General features: G+C 60.0%; 22 protein-coding genes and 2 pseudogenes. 19 read left to right on the top strand and 5 right to left on the bottom strand.

Features of this window, described 5'->3' with window-relative positions:
* Window positions 1-732: a methyl-accepting chemotaxis protein gene (locus ACA079_RS02125; protein WP_371925561.1), complete on the bottom strand. Its 732-nt coding sequence runs from the start codon at window positions 730-732 to the stop codon at window positions 1-3.
* A 135-nt stretch (window positions 733-867) separates the two neighbouring features.
* A pseudogene (locus ACA079_RS02120) lies at window positions 868-1,893 on the bottom strand (HAMP domain-containing protein); the annotation flags it as partial.
* Window positions 1,894-2,191: 298 nt separating this feature from the next.
* On the opposite strand from ACA079_RS02120, the gene ACA079_RS02115 reads away from it, so the two are divergent.
* On the top strand, window positions 2,192-2,548 hold the full coding sequence (locus ACA079_RS02115; protein ID WP_497702412.1) for a hypothetical protein: 357 nt from the start codon (window positions 2,192-2,194) through the stop codon (window positions 2,546-2,548).
* Between the two features lie 68 nt (window positions 2,549-2,616).
* Here ACA079_RS02115 and ACA079_RS02110 read toward each other — a convergent pair whose 3' ends face one another.
* Entirely contained in the window at window positions 2,617-2,922 is a 306-nt protein-coding gene (locus ACA079_RS02110) for a cell division protein ZapA (RefSeq protein ID WP_282481040.1), read from the bottom strand.
* The gene (locus tag ACA079_RS02105; protein WP_008149645.1) at window positions 2,919-3,149 is read right to left on the bottom strand and encodes a hypothetical protein; all 231 of its coding nucleotides are present in this window, start codon (window positions 3,147-3,149) and stop codon (window positions 2,919-2,921) included. Before ACA079_RS02105 ends, ACA079_RS02110 begins: the two co-directional genes overlap by 4 nt.
* Window positions 3,150-3,358: 209 nt before the next feature.
* Here ACA079_RS02105 and ACA079_RS02100 point away from each other — a divergent pair.
* The 8 genes and pseudogenes from ACA079_RS02100 to trxC form a co-directional block, all read left to right on the top strand.
* Window positions 3,359-4,195: pseudogene (locus ACA079_RS02100) on the top strand (MCP four helix bundle domain-containing protein); the annotation flags it as partial.
* Window positions 4,178-5,050: a methyl-accepting chemotaxis protein gene (locus tag ACA079_RS02095; RefSeq protein WP_371925560.1), complete on the top strand. Its 873-nt coding sequence runs from the start codon at window positions 4,178-4,180 to the stop codon at window positions 5,048-5,050. The pseudogene ACA079_RS02100 and the gene ACA079_RS02095, both read left to right, overlap by 18 nt.
* Before the next feature lie 223 nt (window positions 5,051-5,273).
* Window positions 5,274-7,016 carry a potassium/proton antiporter gene (locus ACA079_RS02090; protein WP_008149642.1) on the top strand — a complete coding sequence of 581 codons (1,743 nt, stop codon included), beginning with the start codon at window positions 5,274-5,276 and terminating at the stop codon, window positions 7,014-7,016.
* A gap of 34 nt (window positions 7,017-7,050) precedes the next feature.
* The gene (gene mscK, locus ACA079_RS02085; RefSeq protein WP_497702411.1) at window positions 7,051-10,401 is read left to right on the top strand and encodes a mechanosensitive channel MscK; all 3,351 of its coding nucleotides are present in this window, start codon (window positions 7,051-7,053) and stop codon (window positions 10,399-10,401) included.
* 48 nt (window positions 10,402-10,449) lie between these two features.
* Complete coding sequence (gene selO, locus ACA079_RS02080; RefSeq protein WP_497702410.1) at window positions 10,450-11,913, top strand: protein adenylyltransferase SelO; 1,464 nt, start codon at window positions 10,450-10,452, stop codon at window positions 11,911-11,913.
* Between the two features lie 124 nt (window positions 11,914-12,037).
* Window positions 12,038-12,394, top strand: coding sequence for a DUF7716 domain-containing protein (locus tag ACA079_RS02075; protein ID WP_497702409.1), 357 nt, complete (start codon window positions 12,038-12,040; stop codon window positions 12,392-12,394).
* A gap of 182 nt (window positions 12,395-12,576) precedes the next feature.
* Window positions 12,577-13,104, top strand: a complete 528-nt coding sequence (locus ACA079_RS02070) for a hypothetical protein (protein WP_497702408.1) — start codon at window positions 12,577-12,579, stop codon at window positions 13,102-13,104.
* A gap of 85 nt (window positions 13,105-13,189) precedes the next feature.
* Window positions 13,190-13,624, top strand: a complete 435-nt coding sequence (trxC, locus tag ACA079_RS02065) for a thioredoxin TrxC (RefSeq protein WP_497702407.1) — start codon at window positions 13,190-13,192, stop codon at window positions 13,622-13,624.
* A gap of 100 nt (window positions 13,625-13,724) precedes the next feature.
* Here the strand turns inward: trxC and ACA079_RS02060 are convergent, their stop codons facing one another.
* Window positions 13,725-14,495, bottom strand: coding sequence for a ParA family protein (locus tag ACA079_RS02060; RefSeq protein WP_497702406.1), 771 nt, complete (start codon window positions 14,493-14,495; stop codon window positions 13,725-13,727).
* Between the two features lie 354 nt (window positions 14,496-14,849).
* Here ACA079_RS02060 and ACA079_RS02055 point away from each other — a divergent pair, with 354 nt between their 5' ends.
* The 10 genes from ACA079_RS02055 to ACA079_RS02010 all read left to right on the top strand — a co-directional run bounded on the left by ACA079_RS02055 (window position 14,850) and on the right by ACA079_RS02010 (window position 22,845).
* A complete protein-coding gene (locus ACA079_RS02055; RefSeq protein WP_403138960.1) occupies window positions 14,850-15,575 on the top strand; it encodes a beta-ketoacyl synthase chain length factor in 726 nt (241 codons plus the stop codon).
* Window positions 15,551-16,360, top strand: coding sequence for a lysophospholipid acyltransferase family protein (locus ACA079_RS02050; RefSeq protein WP_095127474.1), 810 nt, complete (start codon window positions 15,551-15,553; stop codon window positions 16,358-16,360). Before ACA079_RS02055 ends, ACA079_RS02050 begins: the two co-directional genes overlap by 25 nt.
* On the top strand, window positions 16,341-16,601 hold the full coding sequence (locus ACA079_RS02045; RefSeq protein WP_008149626.1) for a phosphopantetheine-binding protein: 261 nt from the start codon (window positions 16,341-16,343) through the stop codon (window positions 16,599-16,601). Before ACA079_RS02050 ends, ACA079_RS02045 begins: the two co-directional genes overlap by 20 nt.
* A gap of 9 nt (window positions 16,602-16,610) precedes the next feature.
* Entirely contained in the window at window positions 16,611-16,865 is a 255-nt protein-coding gene (locus tag ACA079_RS02040) for an acyl carrier protein (RefSeq protein ID WP_007992314.1), read from the top strand.
* A complete protein-coding gene (locus ACA079_RS02035) occupies window positions 16,862-17,407 on the top strand; it encodes a COG4648 family protein (protein ID WP_403138964.1) in 546 nt (181 codons plus the stop codon). The genes ACA079_RS02040 and ACA079_RS02035 overlap by 4 nt, the downstream gene beginning before the upstream one ends.
* A complete protein-coding gene (locus ACA079_RS02030) occupies window positions 17,404-19,086 on the top strand; it encodes an ApeI family dehydratase (RefSeq protein WP_497702405.1) in 1,683 nt (560 codons plus the stop codon). The genes ACA079_RS02035 and ACA079_RS02030 overlap by 4 nt, the downstream gene beginning before the upstream one ends.
* A 137-nt stretch (window positions 19,087-19,223) precedes the next feature.
* A complete protein-coding gene (locus ACA079_RS02025; RefSeq protein ID WP_497702404.1) occupies window positions 19,224-19,958 on the top strand; it encodes a glycosyltransferase family 2 protein in 735 nt (244 codons plus the stop codon).
* A complete protein-coding gene (locus tag ACA079_RS02020; protein ID WP_415772900.1) occupies window positions 19,955-20,902 on the top strand; it encodes a lysophospholipid acyltransferase family protein in 948 nt (315 codons plus the stop codon). Before ACA079_RS02025 ends, ACA079_RS02020 begins: the two co-directional genes overlap by 4 nt.
* Window positions 20,883-22,427 (top strand): HAL/PAL/TAL family ammonia-lyase, encoded by a 1,545-nt coding sequence (locus tag ACA079_RS02015; RefSeq protein WP_497702403.1) that lies wholly within the window; start codon window positions 20,883-20,885, stop codon window positions 22,425-22,427. Before ACA079_RS02020 ends, ACA079_RS02015 begins: the two co-directional genes overlap by 20 nt.
* Window positions 22,420-22,845 carry an acyl-CoA thioesterase gene (locus ACA079_RS02010; RefSeq protein ID WP_033055401.1) on the top strand — a complete coding sequence of 142 codons (426 nt, stop codon included), beginning with the start codon at window positions 22,420-22,422 and terminating at the stop codon, window positions 22,843-22,845. Before ACA079_RS02015 ends, ACA079_RS02010 begins: the two co-directional genes overlap by 8 nt.
* Window positions 22,846-22,857 lie beyond the last annotated feature (12 nt).

Raw genomic sequence — 22,857 nt, 5'->3', positions numbered from 1 at the left:
TTAGCTCAGCTTGAAGCTACCCATCTGTCGCGCCAAATCATCGGCCAACCGCTGCAACGTCTGACAATCCTCGCGACAAGCCCTGACCTCCCCCGCGGTGGCACGGGCCAAATCAGAAATCCCCTGCACGTTCCGGTTAATCTCTTCCGTCACCGCCGACTGCTCTTCCGTCGCCGCCGCCACCTGATGGTTCATGTCGCTGATGCGTTCCACCTGTCCGGTAATCGCCGTCAACGACGCCCCGGTGCGCTGGCTCGACTCGACGCCCGTGCCCGTCGCCGCTTGCCCGGAATGCATCGACGACACCGCGTTCTCCGCGCCTTGCTTGAGGCTGCCAATCATCTGCTGAATCTCATCAGTCGACGACTGCGTCCGCCGCGCCAACGTCCGCACTTCATCCGCGACTACTGCAAACCCACGGCCCATGTCCCCGGCCCGCGCCGCTTCGATGGCCGCGTTGAGCGCCAGCAAATTGGTCTGCTCGGAAATCCCGCGAATCACTGCCAACACCTGATCGATGGATGCCACCTGATGAGCCAACTCGCCCACCGCACTGGCAGCGAGGCCAATCTCATCGGACATGCTCTCAATATGCCGGATCGACCCGCCCACCACTTCCCGCGCCTGCATCGCCTCATCGCGGGCAGTTTGCGAAGCCACCGCAGCGTTGCCGGCGTTCTGGGCGATTTCCTGCACGGTCAGGCCCATTTCGTGGACGGCGGTGGCGACCATGTCGGTCATTTCCTGCTGCCGGCCGGAGCGTTCGGCGGTGTTGTCCACCACCCGCGCCACCTGGCCGACTGCCGTGCGTAAACGCTCGCTGGTGGTCAGCACTTCGCCGATCATGTCGCGCTGACTTTCCAGGAATCGATTGAAGCCGCGAGCCAGGTCGCCCAGTTCATCGGCGCGACTGGAATCTAACCTGTGGGTCAAATCTCCACCACCGCTACCGATGGCTACCAGCGCCGCTGTTACCTGACGGATCGGCCGCACCAATCCACGGGCCAACAACACCACCAGCATCAGGCAAACCAGCGCCACCGCCAGGCCGATACCGCTGCTCATCCACATCGCGCGGCGGGCTTCGGCGTAGATCTGCGACTGCGGCACTTCGGCCACCAGGGTCCAACCCAAGTCCCGCAACGGCAGGCTCAATGCCAGGAAATCTTCGCCATCGCGATCGAAGCTGCTGTGGGTGGCAGCTTGTTGGCCCATGACGGCTTGCGCTGCCGGGGCGCCAATCTGTTCGGACAAGGAGCGTTTGCCGCTGAACTGCGCTTCGGGGTGAACCTGGATCAAACCGTCGGAACGCACGAGATAGACCTTGCCGCGCTCACCGAAGTTGAAGTTGTGGATCAGCTCCGACAGCTCTTTCATGCTCAGGCCAAGCCCGGCAACGCCCACAACTTTGCCGGCCTGCTCGACCTTGAGGTCGATGAACAGCGCCAACTCTCCGGTCGCGGTGTCATTGTCGATGTTGAGGGTGCGCGGCTGGTTGCTGTCGAGGAACGAGTAGAACCAGGCGTCTTTGGGGTTGGAGCGGCTGAGGGTCCGGTCCAGGCCTTTTTCCGTGAAGTAGTGGTTTGAAGCAGTGCCGACGATCAGCGCGGTAAAGGCTTTGTGCTCGGCGCGAATGCCTTCCAGATAGGTGACGAAGGTGTTGGTCTGAGCACTGTTTTCACCCCCGACCAACCAGTCGCGCACCATGCTATTGCTGGCGATGTCCTTGGCGGCGGTGAGGGGTTGAACGAGGATTCGCTCGATGTCGTTGCGCATCGCTTCGATGCTCGACGGTAGCGCTTGTTCGACCAGATAGCGCTCGGCGAGACGGTTGACCACGAGGGTATAAATGCCAACCACGATCAGAATACTGACCAGCAGGGCGGTGCCCATGCTCAGGATCAACTGCCATTGAATACTGCGTCGCCAGAACTGCATGGAGCACCCCCAAAGAATAAGAGGCTGAAACGCTGCAACTGGCGTGCCGATTGTATACAAACCGTTAAAAACTACGCTCACATACAACAATTACTTGCACGCAATTTTTATAAAGAGTGGCGCCCTATCGGCGGAGACCGTCTGTCAGCTGCAATGAAGACCTGTCAACTTTGACAGGTTACAGAGCTTTGTCTCCAGGCTTAGTCTTTCCACTCCGCAGGATCAACTGCCGGGAATGACAAGGAGCTGGAACATGACTGGTGACAAGGGTTCTTCAGTGCCCCAAGCAATGCTCGACAATGATGCGTTTATCAAAGCAGCCAGCGTCGGCGATACGGTCGTAGTAGGTAGCACTACCCAGACGGTGACCAAAAAGCAATTTTCCGAATCCAACGAAATAGTCGTTCGATACTTCGCTGAAATCTTCCTGGCCAACAACACCACGTACAAGACGTCGCAACCGTTCAGTGGCAACGAATACCTTGCCCTTCTCGAGCCTGGCAACCACGTCAAGATCGGCTCGAATACTTACGTCGTCACCAATACGGAATTCGTTAAAGAAGCCAATGGCGCGCAACTAAGGAGAGTCAACTGGCGCCCGGCAGTTTGAAAAACCGATACGGGGGAGTCTTTTGAGTTGTAGCGCCCCGGATGACCAAGGCGCCTTGATGTGCGGAGTCAGCCTTGCTGGCCGATCGTCTTGGAGATCACTTCAACCGTGGCGCTGACTTGCTCTTGGTAACGGTCGAGTTCCTGCTTGTGCTGTTTCTGCATTTCGATCTGCTGGGAGCACAGATTCATCGCGGCCAGCACCAGCAAGCGGTCACCGATCAGGGTCGGGTACTTCTTTTTGGTGTCGGCCAAAGCAGCCTTCAACATTAATGCGGCGTCCAGCAGGGTTTGCTCTTCCCCGGCCGGCGCCTTGATCGAATAGTCCTCCCCCAGGATCGAGACGACTTTTACCCCTGCGGCGCCGTGATTCATGCGCTGACTGGGCCGGCGCTAACGCGCTCAACCAGGGCCTGGATACGTGCGGCGGTGGCACCTTGTTTCTCTTCCTGTTCCATCAGGCTCAGCTGCAGGCTTTCGTTTTCATCCTTGGCCTGGGCCAATTCTGCGCTCAGGGTTTGGTTAGTGCCGAGCAGGGTCTGGTTCTGTTGCACCAGGTCGCTGACCAGCTGTTCCAATTGGCTTAGGGATGCTTCCAACATTTTGATTTTCCAAGCATTTTCAAGGGGCGCGTACGATAAAGAAAAGTCACCACGGATGCCAGGGTTATTGGGGCGCAAGGCCTTGATTTTCCTGGCAGGCGACCTTCCTCGCGAACTTTAAAGACTGTGATTGGCGGATCTGGTTCCTGCACTTCGTCGCCGGAGCCTTTGTGCGACAAAAACGCGCAGGGCCTCAAGACTTTAGTCGTATGACCGATAAGTCACCCATACGTCAGTCTCAGCGCCGCACGGATGCGCCCTTTTCGGTAAACACCATGTCCCTTCGTAATATGAATATCGCGCCACGGGCGTTCCTCGGTTTTGCCCTGATTGGCGGCCTGATGCTGATTCTGGGTGTGTTTGCCTTGAACCAGATGAGCAAGATTCGCGGTGCCGCCGAGGACATCACCTTGAGCAGCGTGCCGAGCATCAAAAGCCTCGACGAGTTCACGCAACTCACCCTGCGCCTGCGGGTGTTGTCCTACCGTTTGCTGGTGAATCGCGAATCGGACGTGCAGCAGAAAACCTTCGAGCTGTTTGAACTGCGCAATCAGCAGATTCGCGACGCTCAACGAGTCTACGAACCGCTGATCGACGGCCCGCAGGAACGCGCGGCTTATGATCAATACGTGCAGTTATTGGCGCAGTATCGCCAACTCGAAGACCGGATGAAGACGCTGTCGCGCAACAACCAGGTCGACGAACTGCGCACCATGCTCAACAGCGAATTGCTCTCCAACTCCGAAGCGGTCAACTCGGCCCTCGCGAAGTTGCTTGAGATCAACACTCAGCAGACCCTCGACACCAATCAGCAAGCTGCGGACCAGTACTCCTCGGCCTTCAACCTGGTGGTCGCCCTGCTAGTGATCGCGACCGGCCTGACCCTGCTTTTCGCCTGGTTGCTGACCAACAGCATCACCAAGCCGATCGCCAATGCCCTGAGCGCTGCCGAAGAAATTGCTGAAGGCAACCTGACTCGCCCGATCACAGTAGACGGTGAGGATGAAGCCGGCCGCTTGCTGCTGGCCATGTCGAAGATGCAGGACAAGCTGCGCGACACCCTGCAACGGATTTCTGGTTCCGCCACGCAACTGGCGTCCGCCGCTGAAGAGCTCAACAGTGTCACCGACGAAAGCGCCCGTGGCCTGACCCAGCAAAACAACGAAATCGAACAGGCCGCCACCGCGGTCAACGAAATGACCAGCGCCGTGGAAGAAGTCGCGCGCAATGCCGTCAGCACGTCCGAAGCCTCGAAAAATGCCACCACCTCCGCCGGTGATGGCCGTGACCTGGTGCAAGAAACCGTCAGCGCCATCGAACGCATGAGCGCCGATGTGCAAAGCACCGCGACCCTGATTGGCGACCTGGCCAACGAGTCCCGTGACATCGGTAAAGTGCTGGACGTGATTCGCGGTCTGGCTGACCAGACCAACTTGCTGGCATTGAACGCAGCCATCGAAGCCGCCCGTGCCGGTGAGGCCGGTCGTGGTTTCGCCGTGGTAGCGGACGAGGTTCGTGCCTTGGCCCATCGCACCCAGCAGTCGACCAGCGAAATCGAACGCATGATCGGCAGTATCCAGAGCGGTACCGAACACGCGGTGGATTCGATGCGCAACAGCACCGAGCGTGCTGAATCGACCTTGAACATCGCCCGTGGTGCGGGCATGTCGCTGGACACTATTAATAGCGCGATCGTCGAAATCAACGAACGCAACCTTGTCATCGCCAGTGCGGCCGAAGAGCAGGCACAGGTTGCCCGCGAAGTGGATCGCAACCTGGTGAACATCCGTGATCTGTCGGTGCAGTCGGCGACCGGGGCGAATCAGACGAGTGCCGCGAGCAATGAGCTGTCGCGGTTGGCGCTGGACCTGAACAACATGGTTGGGCGGTTTAGCCTCTAAACAAAGATCGCATCACTGCCGAAAAGATCGCAGCCTCGTTTCACTCGACAGCTCCTACAGGTTTACGCAGATCCTTTGTAGGAGCTGTCGAGTGAAACGAGGCTGCGATCTTTTGATCTGAAAAACCTTTTTGACAGCATCACATTTCAACAGGTTAGAATCGCTGGCACGCAGACTGCATGGTCAGTTTGCGCCCGCCTTTCAGCTTTCTGGAGTACTGCCTTTGAATGCGACGACCATCAACAGCCTGTTCTTGATCGGCGCGTTGCTGGTAGGTGCAAGCATTCTGGTGAGCTCACTTTCATCGCGCCTCGGTATCCCGATTCTGGTGATCATCCTCGCGGTGGGCATGTCGGCCGGCGTCGATGGCGCCGGCATTATTTTCGATAACTACCCAACGGCTTATCTGGTCGGCAACCTCGCGCTGGCAGTCATCCTGCTCGACGGCGGTTTGCGCACCCGGGTTTCCAGCTTCCGCGTGGCGTTATGGCCGGCGCTTTCGCTGGCGACGGTCGGGGTGTTGATCACCACCGGGCTGACCGGCATGGCCGCCGCGTGGCTGTTCAACCTGAACCTGATTCAGGGCCTGCTGATCGGCGCTATCGTCGGCTCCACCGACGCCGCGGCGGTGTTCTCGCTGCTCGGCGGCAAAGGCCTGAACGAACGGGTGACCGCCAGCCTCGAGATCGAGTCCGGCAGCAACGACCCGATGGCGGTGTTCCTCACCGTGACCCTGATCGACATGCTCGCCAGCGGCCAGACCGGTCTGCATTGGAGCCTGCTCGGGCACTTGATGCGTGAGTTCGGTATCGGTGCCGTCATCGGCCTGGGCGGCGGCTGGGTCATGCTGCAACTGGTCAACCGTATCCACTTGGCCACCGGCCTTTATCCGATCCTGGTCATTGCTGGCGGACTGGTCGTGTTTGCCCTGACCAACGCCTTGCATGGCAGCGGCTTTTTGGCGGTTTACCTGTGCGGCCTGGTCATCGGCAATCGCCCGGTGCGCAGCCGCCACGGCATTTTGCACATGCTCGATGGCATGGCCTGGCTGGCACAAATCGGCATGTTCCTGGTGCTGGGGCTGCTGGTAACTCCCCACGACTTGTTGCCGATTGCCCTGCCCGCTCTGGGCCTGGCGCTGTGGATGATTCTGTTTGCGCGGCCGTTGTCGGTGATCGTCGGCCTGCTGCCGTTCAAGGCGTTCCATGGGCGCGAGAAGGCGTTCATTTCCTGGGTCGGGTTACGCGGCGCGGTCCCGATCATTCTGGCGGTGTTCCCGCTGATGGCCGGCCTGCCCAACGCCCAACTCTATTTCAACCTCGCCTTCTTTATCGTGTTGGTGTCGCTGCTGGTGCAGGGTACGAGCCTGCCGTGGGTGGCAAAGCTGTTGAAAGTGACCGTTCCGCCGGAGCCGGCGCCGATCTCCCGCGCAGCCCTGGAAGTGCATGTCACCAGTGAGTGGGAGCTGTTCGTTTATCGCCTCGGTGCCGAGAAATGGTGCATCGGCTCACCCCTTCGCGAACTGAAAATGCCCGAAGGCACCCGGATTGCAGCACTGTTTCGTGGCCAACAACTGCTCCATCCGTCGGGTAGTACGGTGCTCGAAGTCGACGATTTGCTGTGCGTAATCGGCCATGAACACAACCTTCCGGCCCTCGGAAAACTCTTCAGCCAAGCACCGCAACGGGGCCTCGATTTGCGCTTCTTCGGCGACTTCGTACTCGAAGGAGACGCCCAGTTGGCTGCGGTCGCGGCGCTGTACGGGTTGAAAGTCGAAGGCATCGATCCGGACATGTCGCTCGGCCATTTCATTGCCCAGAAAGTGGGCGGTGCCCCAGTAGTCGGTGACCAGGTGGAGTGGAACAACACCATTTGGACCGTCGCGGTCATGGAAGGGAACAAGATCGGTAAAGTAGGCGTCAGATTCCCCGAAGGAAGTCGCCCCGGTCCGGGCTTGTTCCTCTAAACTCCACACTTCGTCTCGCTTTCGATCGGTCTCTATGTCAACCCTGCGCACGTTTATCATCACGGCCCTGCTGGGCTTGAGTCTTTCTGTCGGTACATTGCAAGCGGCCGAACCGCCGTCCAGCGAAGCCGTGCAGGCGAACCTGAACAAGATCGCCGACCGCAAATTGCCGGAAGCCGATCAGAAAGCCCTGCAGAGCATCCTGCAAAGCACGCTGACACAGCTCAACAACAAGCGTGATTACGAGCAGAAACTGGCCGATCTCAAGCAGCAACTGGCCAACGCCCCAAAGCAGAACATCGAGAACCAGCGAGAACTGACCAAGCTCAAAGCCTCCAAAGTGCTGCCAGTACCGCAGCGCTATGCCAAAGAGCCTATTCAGCAACTGGAGCAAATGCTCACCGAGCGCTCCACCCAGCAAAGCGATCTGCAGAAAGCCCTGGCTGACGCCAACAGTCTGGTGATTACTGCCCAGACCCGCCCCGAGCGCGCACAGGCCGAAATTTCCACCAGCCAGACTCGCATCCAGCAGATCAACAACATCCTCAAGATCGGCAAAGACGCCGGCAAGACCTTGACCCCTGAGCAACGCGACCTGCTCAACGCCGAACTCGCGGCACTGAATGCCCTGATCCCGTTGCGTCGCCAGGAACTGGCCGGCAACAACCAGTTGCAGGACTTGGGCAACAGCCAGCATGACTTGCTTTCGGAAAAATCCGATCGCCTGGATCAGGAAATCCAGGAGCTGCAAACCCTGATCAACCAGAAGCGCCTGGCCCAGTCCCAAGAGACGGTGACGCAGCAGTCCATCGAAGCGCAGAAGTCCGGCGGCAGCACCCTGCTGGCTACCGAGAGCGCGGCCAACCTGAAACTTTCGGACTACCTGCTCAAAAGTACTGACCGCCTCAACGAAGTCACCCAGCAGAACCTGCAGACCAAGCAGCAACTGGACAACGTGACCCAGAGCGATTCGGCGCTGGACGAGCAAATCAACGTGCTCAAGGGCAGCCTGCTGCTCTCCAAGATTCTCTACAAACAGAAACAGTCCCTGCCACGCCTCAAGCTCGACCGTGACCTGGCCGACCAGATTGCCGATATTCGCCTGTATCAATTCGAAGTCAGCCAGCAACGGGAACTGCTCAGCAATCCGGCGACCTACGTCGACAACCTGCTGTCGACTCAGCCTCCCGAGCAAGTCACCCCGCAATTGCGCAAGAGCCTGCTGGAACTGGCCACGACCCGCGCCGACCTGCTGGAGCGGCTGAACCGCGAACTCAGTGCGGTGCTCAACGAATCCATCACGTTGCAACTCAATCAGAAGCAACTGCTCAGCACCGCGCAAAGCCTGCGGGCGACCCTCGATGAGCAAATGTTCTGGATTCCCAGCAACAAGCCGCTGGACCTGGAATGGATGCGCGCCGTGCCGGAGCGCCTGGAACGTCAGGTCACCACGCTGCCGTGGGCTTCCAGCCTGAGCGAATTAAGTGACGGCCTGACCCAACGGCCGCTGCTGTTCCTGCCCCTGGCACTGTTGATCGGTGCCCTGCTGTGGCGGCGCAAAAGCCTGTATGCCCGACTGAGCAAGGTTCACCAGGACATCGGCCACTTCAAGCGCGACAGCCAGTGGCACACGCCGCAGGCAATCCTGATCAACATTCTGCTGGCGATGCCGGTCTCCCTGGGTCTGGCCTTGTGTGGCCTGGCCTTGCAAATCGACGCCCGCGGACAGAACGCGAACATGGGCGCGGCACTGCTGCAAATGGCCCAGGCGTGGCTAGTGTTCTACACCGCTTACCGGGTCCTCGCGCCGGGCGGCGTGGCCGAGCTGCATTTCCGTTGGGAAAAACCTCAGGTCGAATTCCTGCAGGGCTGGGTCCGTCGACTCGGGCTGGTGGTCATGGCGTTGGTCGCGGTGGTGGCGGTCGCCGAGCTGCAACCCGCGACCCTGGCCGATGACGTACTCGGCATGCCGGTGGTGCTGACCTGCTACGCGTTGATGGCCTGGCTGCTCAGCCGCCTGCTGATCAGCAGCCCGACTCACCAGAACGCTTCGCTGTTCCGCAAGGCCGTGGGGATCATGTTCACCGTCCTGCCTGTCGCGTTGTTCGTGGCGGTGTGCTTCGGCTATTACTACACCGCGCTGAAGCTCAGTGACCGGTTGATCAACACCCTTTACCTGCTGATGTTCTGGCTGGTGATCGAGGCCACCTTCGTGCGCGGCCTCAGCGTTGCGGCACGCCGCCTGGCCTACCAGCGCGCCCTGGCCAAACGCCAGGCCGCGAAAGAGGCCGGCGACGGCGAAGCGGTGATCGAAGAGCCAACGCTGGATATCGAGAAGGTCAACGAGCAGTCCCTGCGCCTGATCCGCCTGGCACTGCTTGGCGGTTTCATCGCGGCGCTGTACTGGGTCTGGTCGGACCTGATCTCTGTGTTCTCGTACCTGGATAACGTCACCCTCTACGAATACACCAGCGGTACTGGCGCCAACATGAGCATGGTGCCGATCAGCATTGGTGACATGCTCGGCGCGCTGATCATCATCGGCATCACCTTCGCCCTTGCGCGTAACTTGCCGGGGCTGCTGGAAGTGTTGGTGCTGTCGAAGCTGAACCTGGCTCAGGGCAGTGCGTACGCCACCACCACCTTGCTGTCCTACGTGATCGCTGGCATCGGTTTCGTCTCGACGCTGTCGACACTCGGCGTGAGTTGGGACAAGTTGCAATGGCTGGTGGCGGCGCTGTCGGTGGGTCTCGGCTTCGGGATGCAGGAAATCTTCGCGAACTTCATCTCCGGGATCATGATCCTGTTCGAACGTCCGGTGCGGATCGGCGACACCATCACCATTGGTAACCTGTCCGGTACGGTGAGCAAGATCCGCATCCGCGCCACGACCATCACCGACTTCGACCGCAAGGACATCATCGTCCCGAACAAGACGTTCATTACAGGACAACTGATCAACTGGTCCCTGACCGACACCATCACCCGAGTGACCCTCAAGCTCGGTGTCGATTACGGCTCGGACCTGGACCTGGTCAAGGAATTGCTACTCAAGGCCGCGCGCGATAACCCGCGAGTGTTGAAAGACCCGGAACCCCACGTGTACTTCCTGAACTTCGGCGAAAGCACCCTCGACCACGAGTTGCGCATGCATGTGCGCGACCTCGGTGACCGTAACCCGGTGCTCGATGAGGTCAACCGCTTCATCAATCGCGAGTTCAAGAAACAGCACATCAACATCTCGTTCCGGCAGATGGAGGTTTACCTCAAGAACATCCAGGGTCAGGAATACAGAATGGTGCCCGTCGATCCTGAAGCCAAAACCATTGCGCCCAAACCCGATGGCAAACCGCTGCAAGAGCCACCAGCCGCCACGCTCGACTAAGCGGCTTATCCCTAGCAGAATGCTCGGACATTCTGCTGGAGATGGCCCTTGAAAGCCCTCGACGAACTGACCTTCGATAATCGTTTCGCCCGCCTGGGCGATACGTTTTCCGCCCACGTGCTGCCCGAGCCGATCGACAACCCGCGCCTGGTGGTGGCCAGCCCCGCCGCCATGGCGCTGCTCGATCTCGACCCTGACGTGGCCGAAACCCCGGAGTTTGCCGAACTGTTCAGCGGCCATAAGCTCTGGGCTGACGCGATCCCGAGAGCGATGGTCTATTCAGGTCATCAGTTCGGTTCCTACAACCCACAGCTTGGCGATGGTCGCGGGCTGTTGCTGGGCGAGGTCTACAACGAGGCCGGCGAGCATTGGGACCTGCACCTCAAGGGTGCCGGCCAGACGCCCTTTTCACGCATGGGTGATGGGCGGGCGGTGCTGCGGTCCTCGATCCGCGAATTTCTTGCCTCCGAAGCGCTGTATGCCCTGAACATCCCGACCACCCGCGCCCTATGCGTAATCGGCTCCGACACGCCGGTGTGGCGCGAGAAGCAGGAACGCGCGGCCATGGTCCTGCGCATGGCGCCGAGCCATGTGCGTTTCGGGCATTTCGAATATTTCTACTACACCAAACGTCCCGAGAAGCAGAAAGAACTCGGCGACCACGTGCTGGCCATGCATTTCCCGGAATGCCTGGAACAGCCGGAACCGTACCTGGCGATGTTTCGCGAAATCGTCGAGCGCAATGCCGAACTGATTGCCAAATGGCAGGCCTATGGCTTCTGCCACGGCGTGATGAACACCGACAACATGTCGATCCTCGGCATTACCTTCGACTACGGCCCGTTCGCGTTCCTCGACGATTTCGACGCCCACTTCATCTGCAACCACTCCGATGATCAGGGCCGTTACTCCTTCAGCAACCAGGTGCCAATCGGCCAGTGGAACCTCAGCGCCCTGGCCCAGGCCCTGACGCCGTTCATCAGTGTCGAAGCCCTGCGCGAAACCCTCGGTCTGTACTTTCCGTTGTACCAGGCCCATTACCTGGACCTGATGCGCCGTCGCCTCGGCTTCACCACGGCCGAAGACGATGACCAGAAACTGCTGGAGCACCTGCTGCAACTGATGCAGAACAGCGGCGTCGACTACAGCCTGTTCTTCCGCCGTTTGGGGGAAGAATCACCTGAATTGGCCGTCGCCCGCTTGCGCGATGACTTCGTCGACATCAAGGGCTTCGATGCCTGGGGTGAGCTCTACATCGCCCGGGTGACGCGTGAAGGCGAGGTTGATCAGGAACAACGTCGCAAACGCATGCATGCAGTCAATCCGCTCTACATCCTGCGCAACTACCTGGCGCAGAAAGCCATCGATGCGGCGGAAAGCGGCGACTATTCAGAGGTACGTCGGCTGCACGCGGTGCTGAGCAATCCGTTCGAGGAGCAGCCGGGGATGGAGAGTTATGCCGAGCGGCCACCGGAGTGGGGCAAGCATCTGGAGATCAGTTGTTCGTCGTGAGGCCCGTCAGAGACAGATGGGTCTGGTGAAGCCCCTCGCGCCCCAGGCCTGAGATCAGGCCGGCCGCGCGGACACATCAGGGCCAGGTTTTTTTCACGGTGGCCACCAGTGCTGGTCACATCAAATGCAACAGGGACGTTCCATGCGCTACCAGCAGCATCTCAGCGTTGGCGAGTTGATCGGGATTCTCAGAAAACAGGAAAAAACCCTGCATTTCTGTGTCTACGGCGCTCAAGACTCCAGCACCATCACCTTGCAAACCCTGTGCGTGGTCGAGGCATTTCCCCAGATTACCGACAACGACGAAGAAATTTACCCGGACTTTGTCACCCGTCAAGGTCTTGAGTTCTGGTTCAGCGACGAGCTTCTGGAGGATGTGGTGATGAGTGCCCTGCTACACAAACCCTCAGTGACGGACCGCGAGTTGTTGAAAGCAATTGGTTATTACGCCGAGCATGATTGCTTCATGGATTTCGACTGATTCCCCCCCCAAAAACCGATGCATTTTCAGGACAAAGACAAGGACGTGCCCGTGCAAGGATTGCTGTCAATCAGACTCATGCTGCTCCAAGTGCTTTCGCTGGCGATTTTCATCGCTCAACTATCAGCCTCAACAGAATGCGCAGCAACGTATAACGCCCAGCAACCAGGCGAGGTATCGGTTTGATCAGCAAAAGCGACTTTGAAGGGCTACTGGTTCTGGGATTTTGCGTTCTCGCGCTCTTTACCGTGACCCCCATTGCCTGGAAGTTTTTTTCCCTGGCCAGATCGACCCGATCCTTTATCTCGAACGCCGTGCCGGTTCGTCAGCTAAGCGACGAAGAAAGGACCGCGCTCAAATTTCTGGGCGGGCCAGCCAGGGGGTTTATCCAGCTGGTCGGGGTCACGCAGCTACCGCTGCACAAGCTGGCCGCCGCGCAAGGCGCGAAAGCAGCGGTTTATCAACTGCGCGGGCCGTTAGGAGGATGGGGCTACCAGATGCATCCGGGAGGCGAGGTGCATTACGCGATACAGGACGTAGAGGTGTTCATGCCGCTGGAAGACATTACCTCCTGCACGACCGAGGACAACCTTGTCGAAGTGGTGTTCTGCAAGAAAATCGGCGTCATCCTCACCTGCAACGACCAATACTCTATCGTCGACACCAGCGCCAAATGGCAGACGCTTCTACAGCCGGGCGAAAAGGCTTGATCTCAAGTCTCCAGCTCATGGCGCGAGCTTGATATTCATCCCGGCCGGCGCCATCTACGCCTCACTACTTCCCGGAGCCCATGACATGTCCGAGCCACTGCTGATTCCCTGCCCACACTGCAACGGCCTCAACCGCATCCCCGCCGAGCGCCTCAACGACCATCCAAAATGCGGTCGCTGCAAAGCCGAAGTTCTGCTGAATAAACCCTTCGAACTGAAGCAAAGCGATTACGCCAGCCAGATCAAAGGCGATCTGCCGTTGCTGGTGGATGTCTGGGCGGATTGGTGTGGGCCGTGCAAGTCGTTTGCGCCGGTGTTCGAGCAGGCGGCGGTGCAATTGGCGGGCAAGTGTCGACTGGCCAAGCTGGACAGCGAGGCAAACCAGCAGTTGTCGGCGCAGCTGGGGATCCGTTCGATCCCGAGTCTGATTCTGTTCAAGAACGGCCGGGAAGTGGCACGTCAGAGCGGCGCCTTCCCGTTACCGCAGTTGATGAGCTGGTTGCGTAGCCAGGGGATTTAAGAACACAGCGATTAAATGTGGGAGCGAGCCCTGTGGCGAGGGGATTTATCCCCTCACCACAGGGCTCGCTCCCACAGTGGTTCGGTGTTGTTTACAGGAATCAGGTGTTTTCGAGGAGGTTGTGCAGATCGACGAATTGCTGCGTCAGCTTATGACGCGGGTCGAGGTGGATCAGCGGCGTGTTGGCCTGGTGGGATTCACGCATGCGCACCGAGCTGCCCAGGTAAACCGGTAATACCGGCAGGCCTTCGGCGATCAGTTCGTCGAGGATTTGCTGGGGCAGACTGGCGCGAGCCTGGAACTGGTTGACGACGATCCCTTCGACTTCCAGCCCTTCGTTGTGGTCGTCCTTCAATTCTTCGATTTCTGCCAACAGGCCGTACAACGCCTGACGCGAGAAGCTGTCGCAGTCGAAGGGGATCAGCACACGATCAGCGGCAATCAATGCAGATACCGCGTAGAAATTCAACGCTGGCGGGGTATCGAGATAGATCCGGTCGTAATCGCCGTCCAGCTCCTCGAGCAATTTGCGCAGCTTGTTGATCTTGTGTTTGGCCTCAAGCTTGGGCTGCAAGTCAGCCAGCTCGGCAGTGGCCGTGATGACGTGGAGGTTGTCGAACGGGGTTTCGTAGATATCGACCTGGCTTTTTTTAGAGAACGGTCCGGAAGACAGGGTCTGTTTGAAAAAATCAGCGATCCCCATCGGAATGTCACTACCGGTGAGCCCCGTCAGGTACTGAGTGGAGTTGGCCTGGGCATCGAGATCCACCAAGAGGGTGCGATAGCCCTCGCTGGCACTGACCGCCGCCAGATTGCAGGCAATGCTGGATTTGCCTACGCCACCTTTCTGATTGAACACCACGCGCCGCATGTCAAAACCCCCGTGTCTCAAAGAATGACCGAGTGTAGTAGTCCACGGCGCTGCTTAGCTACCTCGCCAGCATCGGGACTACACAGTCATCGGCAATCTCTCAATAAAAAAACCGCTAACTCTGCCGTTGACCACTGACAGAGCCGACAGACATGCCCTCCACAATGTGGATAATGGCCAAGTGACAGCCATGCACGAACCAACCGGTACATTTCATTGAGCAAAATGTAACCATCATTTGCTACGCGCCCGCCGCAACGGGATAATGCGCGCCACTCGGCGCTAAGCGCTACGTAAGGTAGTTCGCGTTTTTTGCGACTCACCGCGTCAAGGAAGCCCGCAGGGGCGGGATGAATGTCTGTGATCAATTTCAACATCGCCCAATGGCGCGCGTGGGCCCCTGGGCTCGAAAGCGTGGACGATTGGCAGGCCTGGAGCCGACAACCGGTCGTGCTTGCGAGCAGCGATGCCGCCCCCGACGTCTCGTTTCTGCCGGCCATGCAGCGCCGGCGACTCAGTCGTCTCGCGCGGATGGCGTTCAGTGTCGGCTGGCCCTTGGCCGATGGCCGCCAGGACCTACCGTTGGTCTTTATTTCTCGCCACGGCGAAACCCCGCGCACTTTCGATATTCTCAGCGATCTGGCTGCCGATCAGCCGCTGTCGCCGACTCAATTCAGCCTGTCCGTGCACAACGCGATCATCGGCCTGTGGTCGATCATGCGCGGCGAAACCAGCGAAATGACGGCCCTCGCTGCAGCCGGCGATGGCCTTGAACACGGCATGCTAGAGGCCGCGGCTTTGCTTTCCGAGGGCGCTCCCGCGGTACTGCTGATCGTCACCGAAGAGCAACCGCCCGAAGCCTACTCGACCTGGATCGACGACGTGCCGTTCCCTTACGCGGTCGGCCTGCTGATCACCCCCGGAAACGACTGGCAGTTGTCCCTGAACAGCGCCGCGGATGAGTTGTCCAAAGCCCACTGGCCCCATGCCCTGAACCTATTGAGTACCCTGCTCGGCCAGCAGACAACCTGCCAACATGCCTGGAAAAATCGTGTATGGACCTGGCAACGCAACCTGTAACCGAAAAAAACCGCGACGCCTACTACTGGCGCCTGCTGGCTACCGCCGCAAGCTTCACCCTGTTCGGGTTGGGCGGGCTGTGCCTGCGGCTTGTGGTTTTCCCGCTGCTGAATTGCCTGCCCGGCGATGCCCGGACACACCGGCGGCGAGCGCGGCACACCGTCGCCCGCCTGTTCTGGTTTTTTGTGCGATTCATGGCTCGCACCGGCGTGCTGACTTACGACATCCAGGGCGCCGAAAAACTCGGTCGGCCGGGGCAAATGATCATCGCCAATCACCCGTCGCTGATTGATGTGGTGTTCCTGATCGGCCTGGTGCGCCACGCCAACTGCGTGGTCAAGAAAAGCCTCTGGGAGAACCCATTTACCCGCGGCCCGCTGCGCTGCATCGAATACATCAGCAACGACGGCAGCATGGACATGCTCGATGCCGCTGCCGACGCGCTGAAAAGCGGCCAGACCCTGATCATCTTTCCTGAAGGCACCCGCACTCAGCCCGGTCAGGCGCCTGCCTTCCATCGGGGTGCTGCGGCAATCGCTCTGCGCGGTGCGAAAATCCTCACCCCGGTGATCATCAAGGTCAGCCCGACCACGTTGACCAAGGCCGAACCCTGGTATCGGATCCCCAAACGCCGTGTGCACTTCAGTTTCCGTGTCGGGGCCGATATAGATCCACAAGCCTTCGCCTCGCTAGGCCCTGCTCCTCAGGCCTCGCGCAAGCTCAATGACTATTTGCATCATTACTATATTAAGGAGCTCGCCGAAGATGAGCGATCTACACCGTGAAATCAAAGAACTGATCATCGACGCCCTTGGCCTTGAAGACATCAGCGCACAAGACATCGGCGACGACCAGACGCTGTTCGGCGAAGGCCTGGGCCTGGATTCGGTAGACGCTCTGGAACTCGGTCTGGCAATCCAGAAAAAGTACGGCATCAAAATCGACGCCGACGCCAAAGACACCCGCAATCACTTCAGCAACGTGGCGAGCCTTGCGGCGTTCGTCACTGCAAAACAGGCAGCTTGAGACCGGATCATGCAAACTCGTGACGACATCTTCAACACCCTGCGCGATGCTCTGGTCGAACTCTTCGAGCTGGACCCCGAGCGCGTGAGCCTCGAATCCAACCTGTATCAGGATCTGGAAATCGACAGTATTGACGCGGTCGACCTGATCGATCACATCAAACGCCAGACCGGCAAGAAAATCGCTGCCGAAGAGTTCAAATCGGTGCGTACCGTTAGCGACGTGGTCGAGGCGGTCTACCGTCTGGTTCAGCCGGCCGCATGAGCCGACTGATCGGCCTCGGCCTGCTGCTGGCGGGCCTGCTGTACCCCTTCGCGGTGTATTTCGGCATGGAACATTTCGCGCCGTGGCAGTTTGGTCTGCTGCTGGGCAGCCTGTGGCTGGCCCGGGCACTGCTCGGTACGCGCAAGCCCGGCAGTTTGTGGATGGCAGTCACCGCGATTGCTTTTTGCCTGTTGCTGGCGTTGTTCGACAGCCCGCTGCTGCTGCGCTGGTACCCGGTGCTGATCAGCGCGTTCATGCTCGGGCTGTTTGGCCTGAGCTTGATCGTTGGCCCGCCGATCATCGAACGCCTGGCGCGTTTGCGCGAACCGCAACTGCCGGCCAAGGCGATTGTTTATACCCGCCAGGTGACGATCGTCTGGTGCGTGTTTTTTCTCTGTAACGGTTTGCTCGCCGCCGCCCTGACCCTCTGGGCGCCGCTCAGTTGGTGGATGTTGTACACCGGCCTGATTTCCTACGGATTGATGGGCCTGCTGTTTGCCATTGAATGGCTTATACGACAACGGGTACGAGGCCACCCATGAATTGGATAAAACTTGAGCACCTGTTGCTCAAGGCGCAACCGGAACGTGCCGTGACGGCCGAACCGGCACTGAATCACGCGCAACTGTGCGAACAGGCGTTAAGCCTCGCCGCGGGCCTGCAAGCCCAGGGTGTGCGGCGCATTGCCGTGCACTTTGAGGATGCCGCCGACCTGGCGATTGCCCTGCTGGGTGCCTGGCGCGCTGGGGTCAGCGTGCTGCTGCCCGCAGACCTGCAAGCCCAGACTCGTCAGCGCTGGTCGACCGAAGTCGATCTGTGGCTGACCGATCAGGCCGATGACGCGCACCTGAGCGATTATCGGCATCCGCCGTTGATGGCCGCCGCACTGGATCTGGATTGCTGTTCGCTGAGCCTGTGCACGTCCGGCTCCAGTGGCGAACCCAAGCGCATCGACAAAACCCTGCGCCAACTGGCCAATGAAGTCGAAGCGCTGGAGCGGCTCTGGGGTGCCGATCTGGGCGCGGCTTGCATCATCGGCAGTGTCGCCACTCAGCATATTTACGGATTGTTGTTTCGAGTGCTCTGGCCGCTGTGCGCCGGGCGCTCGTTTGTGCGCAAGCAGCTGGCATTTCCTGAAGATCTGCAGCGTGCCAGCCGCGAACACCCGACATTCGCCTGGGTCGCCAGCCCGGCGCTGCTCAAGCGCATGGGCGACAACCTCGACTGGCCCGCGTTAAGTGCGGTTCGCCGGGTATTTTCCTCCGGCGGCGCCTTGCCGGCCGAGGCCGCACAAAGCCTTCAGCAACGCCTGCAGCAATGGCCGACGGAAATCCTCGGCAGCTCGGAAACCGGCGGGATCGCCTGGCGCCAGGGCCCCGCGCTCTGGCAACCCTTTGCTGATATCGAGTTGAGCCAGGACAGCGACGGCGCCCTGCTCATTGCTTCGCCGTACTTGCCTCCCGGGCATATCGAACACACCGCCGATGCCGCGCGAATCGCTGCCGACGGCCGATTCGAACTGCTCGGACGGCTGGACCGGATCGTCAAACTGGAAGAAAAACGTATCTCGCTACCGATGCTGGAACAGGCCCTGATGGCCCACGACTGGGTCGCCGAAGCGCGTCTTGGCGTGGTTCAGGAAAACCGCGCTTCATTGGGTGCGCTGCTGGTGCTGACCGAATCAGGCCTGCATGCATTGCGCAATCAGGGTCGACGCACCCTCACGCAAGAACTGCGTCAGCATTTGAGCCAGCATTGCGAAGCCCTGGCGTTGCCACGACGCTGGCGCCTGCTGCGGCAACTGCCGCTGAACGCTCAGGGCAAACTGCCCCAGGCCACCGTTGAAGCCCTGCTGCTGGCGCCGCGCCCAAAGGCGCCGGAAGTGCTGGAGCAGGTCGAAGTCGATGGCGAATGGAGCCTGCAACTGGCGGTACCGCCCGACCTCGCCTACTTCAGCGGCCACTTCCCTCAGGCGCCGGTATTGCCCGGTGTGGTGCAAGTGGAGTGGGCGTTAACGCTGGGTCAGCAATTGATGGACCTGCCGGCAAAATTCGCCGGTATGGAAGTGCTGAAATTCCAGCAACTGGTGCGCCCTGGCGATGAAGTCCAGCTGCACCTGCGCTTCGACCCGACGCGCAGCAAGTTGTATTTCACCTATCGCAACGAGACCGCGACCTGCTCCAGTGGGCGGATTTTACTAAAGGCTACAGGCGATGAATAATCTGTGGCGAGGGAGCTTGCTCCCGCTGGGTTGCGAAGCGGCCCCAAAACCATCCGGCGTAGATTTCATTGCGAACGCTTCGCGCTCGAGCGGGAGCAAGCTCCCTCGCCACAAGGGTTCTGTGGAGGTTTTAGATCGTGCATAACCCCTGCGCAATCGTCCCGGTCTACAACCACGAAACCGCCATCACCACGGTGGTTGACGCGCTGCTCGCAAGCGGCCTGCCATGCATTCTCGTGGACGACGCCAGTAGCCCGGCCTGTGCAAAGGTGCTCGATCAACTGGCCCTGCGCGACAAGGTGTTCCTGATCCGGCTCGGCGCCAACCAGGGCAAGGGTGGCGCGGTCATGACCGGTTTTCGCGAAGCCTCGCGCCTGGGCTTCAGCCATGCCTTGCAGGTGGACGCCGACGGTCAGCATGATCTGCAAGACGTCCGGACCTTCATCGAACTGTCACGCGCCCATCCCGAGGCGGTGATCTGCGGCTATCCGCGATACGACGCCAGCGTGCCGAAAGGTCGCTTGTACGCCCGTTATCTGACTCACGTCATGGTCTGGATCAACACCCTGTCGTTGCAGATTCGCGATTCCATGTGCGGCTTCCGTGTCTATCCGTTACCACCGACCCTGGCGCTGATCGATTCGGCGAAGATCGGCAAGCGTATGGACTTCGACTCGGACATTCTCGTGCGGCTGGCCTGGCGCAATCTGCCCATGCAATGGCTGCAAACCAAAGTCCACTACCCACTGGATGGCGTCTCGCATTTTCGTCTGTTCCACGACAACGTACTGATTACGAGCATGCACACCCGGTTGTTCTTCGGCATGTTGCTGCGGGCACCAGTGATTCTCTGGCGACGGTGGCGAGCATGAGCACTGACGCGGATAAAAAGCACTGGGCTGACCGCGAAGAGCGCGGCAGCTTCTGGCTGATGAAATTCACCGCACTCTGCGCCAAAGTGCTGGGCCGGCGGCTGCTGAGCCCGCTGCTGTACGGCATCGTTCTGTACTTTTTCCTGTTCGGGCGCAGCGCCCGTCGCAGCGCCTGGCAATACCAGCAGCGGCTCGCCGACTGGAGTGGTCGCAATGAATTGCGCCCGACCCATTGGCGAGTGTTCGGCCAGTTCATGGCCTTCGCCGATTCCATGCTCGACAAGCTCGACGTATGGAACGGCAAGTTGAGCATCGAGCAGATCGAAATCATCGACCCGGCCTTGCTGCGCAATCAACTGCGCGGCACCCGCGGGCAGATGCTGGTGGGCGCGCACCTGGGCAATCTCGAGGTCTGCCGTGCGCTGGCCGAGATCGGCGAAAAAGTCACGATGAACGTGCTGGTGCATACCAAGCACGCCGAACAATTCAACCGCTTGCTGGGTGAAGCCGGCGCGACCAATCTACGACTGATTCAGGTCAGCGAACTGGACCCGCTGATCATGCTGCAACTCCATGAGCGCCTGGAGCGCGGCGAGTGGCTGGCGATTGCCGGCGACCGCGTGCCGCTGCATGGCGGGCGCAGCGTGACCGTGGATTTCCTCGGCCATCAAGCCGCGTTCCCTCAGGGCCCATGGTTGCTGGCCGGCCTGCTGAAATGCCCGATCAACCTGATGCTGTGCCTGAAGAAGCCGACGGGCGACTATCGACTGACCCTCGAACCGTTCGCCGAGGCCGTGGTGTGGAAGCGCAGCGACCGCGAGCAGGTCATTCATCAGTGGGCCTCCCGCTATGCCGAACGCTTGGGTCACTATTGCCTTGAAGCGCCCCAACAATGGTTCAACTTTTACCCTTTCTGGAAGACCGATGACGACGCCAACGCTTGAGCCGGTAACCTTCGGCGAACTCCCTTTGCGCATCGAAGACGTGCTGGCCCTGGCCAACCGTCAGGTGCCGACGCAGTTGCAAAGCGACCCTGCGTACCGTGAGCGTATCGCCAAGGGTGCGCGATTCCTGGACTCCCTGCTGGACAAGGAAGGCGTGATCTACGGCGTGACCACCGGTTACGGCGATTCTTGCGTGGTCGCGGTGCCGCTGCATCACGTCGAGGCGTTGCCCCGTCATTTGTATACGTTCCACGGCTGCGGCCTGGGCAAACTGCTCGACGCACAAGCCACTCGCGCGGTACTGGCGGCACGTTTGCAGTCGCTGTGCCACGGCGTGTCCGGGGTGCGCGTGGAACTACTGGAACGCCTGCAAGCCTTCCTCGAACACGACATTCTGCCGCTGATCCCGGAAGAAGGCTCGGTGGGCGCCAGCGGTGATCTGACGCCACTGTCCTATGTCGCCGCGACGTTGTCCGGCGAGCGCGAAGTGATGTTCCATGGCGAACGCCGCCAAGCTGCCGACGTGCACCGCGAACTGGGTTGGGAGCCGCTGGTACTGCGCCCCAAAGAAGCCCTCGCCTTGATGAACGGCACCGCCGTCATGACCGGCCTCGCGTGCCTGGCCTACGCCCGCGCCGATTACCTGCTGCAACTGGCCACGCGCATCACCGCGTTGAACGTGGTCGCCCTGCAAGGCAACCCCGAGCACTTCGACGAGCGCCTGTTCGCCACCAAACCGCATCCGGGGCAGATGCAAGTCGCCGCGTGGCTGCGCAAGGATCTGGCGATCGACGCGCCGACCGCGCCGCTGCATCGCCTGCAAGACCGTTATTCCCTGCGTTGTGCACCCCACGTCCTCGGCGTATTGGCCGACAGCCTGAACTGGCTGCGTTCGTTCATCGAGATCGAACTCAACAGCGCCAACGACAACCCGATTATCGACGCCGAAGCCGAACGCGTGCTGCACGGCGGGCACTTCTACGGCGGCCACATCGCGTTCGCCATGGACAGCCTGAAAAACCTGGTGGCCAACGTCGCCGATCTGCTTGATCGTCAACTCGCCCTTCTGGTGGATGAGCGTTACAACCACGGCTTGCCGAGCAACCTGTCCGGCGCCACCGCTGACCGGGCGATGCTCAACCATGGCTTCAAAGCCGTGCAGATCGGCACCAGCGCCTGGACCGCCGAAGCGCTGAAAAACACCATGCCAGCCAGCGTCTTCTCGCGCTCCACCGAGTGCCACAACCAGGACAAAGTGAGTATGGGCACCATCGCCGCCCGCGATGCGATCCGCGTGCTGGAGCTGACCGAACAGGTCGCCGCTGCCACCCTGCTGGCCGCCAACCAAGGCGTCTGGCTGCGCAGCAAGGCCGAGGATGCACGGCCATTGCCGCCGGCCTTGGCCGCCATGCACGAAGAGTTGGCCAAGGACTTCCCGCCGGTCATCGAAGACCGTGCGCTGGAAGGTGAATTGCGCCTGTGCCTGCACCGCATCGCCGAGCAACACTGGAGGCTGCATGCGTAGCAAGGGAGTGCTTCACACCGATACGGAAATCCTCGTGCCGTTCTTTGATGTCGACACCATGAACGTCGTCTGGCACGGCCATTACATCAAATACCTGGAAGTCGCCCGCTGCGCGCTGCTGGACAAGATCGGCCACAACTACACGGCCATGGTCGAGTCGGGCTACGCCTGGCCGGTGATCGATCTGCAATTGCGTTATGTGCGCGGCGCCGTGTTCGGCCAAAAGCTCAACGTGCGCGCCAATCTGGTGGAATGGGAGAACCGTCTGAAGATCAGCTACCTGATCAGCGATCTGGAAACCGGCGAACGCTTGACCCGCGCCAGTTCCGTGCAGGTCGCCGTCGACATGAGCAGCCGCGAAATGCAGTTGGCCTCACCCAAGGTCTTCACCGACGCTGTTGAAAGGATGCTCGCATGAACCTGCTGAAAA

The organism is Pseudomonas sp. LBUM1645, assembly GCF_059716185.1.
This window is presented reverse-complemented; position numbering and strand designations above follow the sequence as displayed.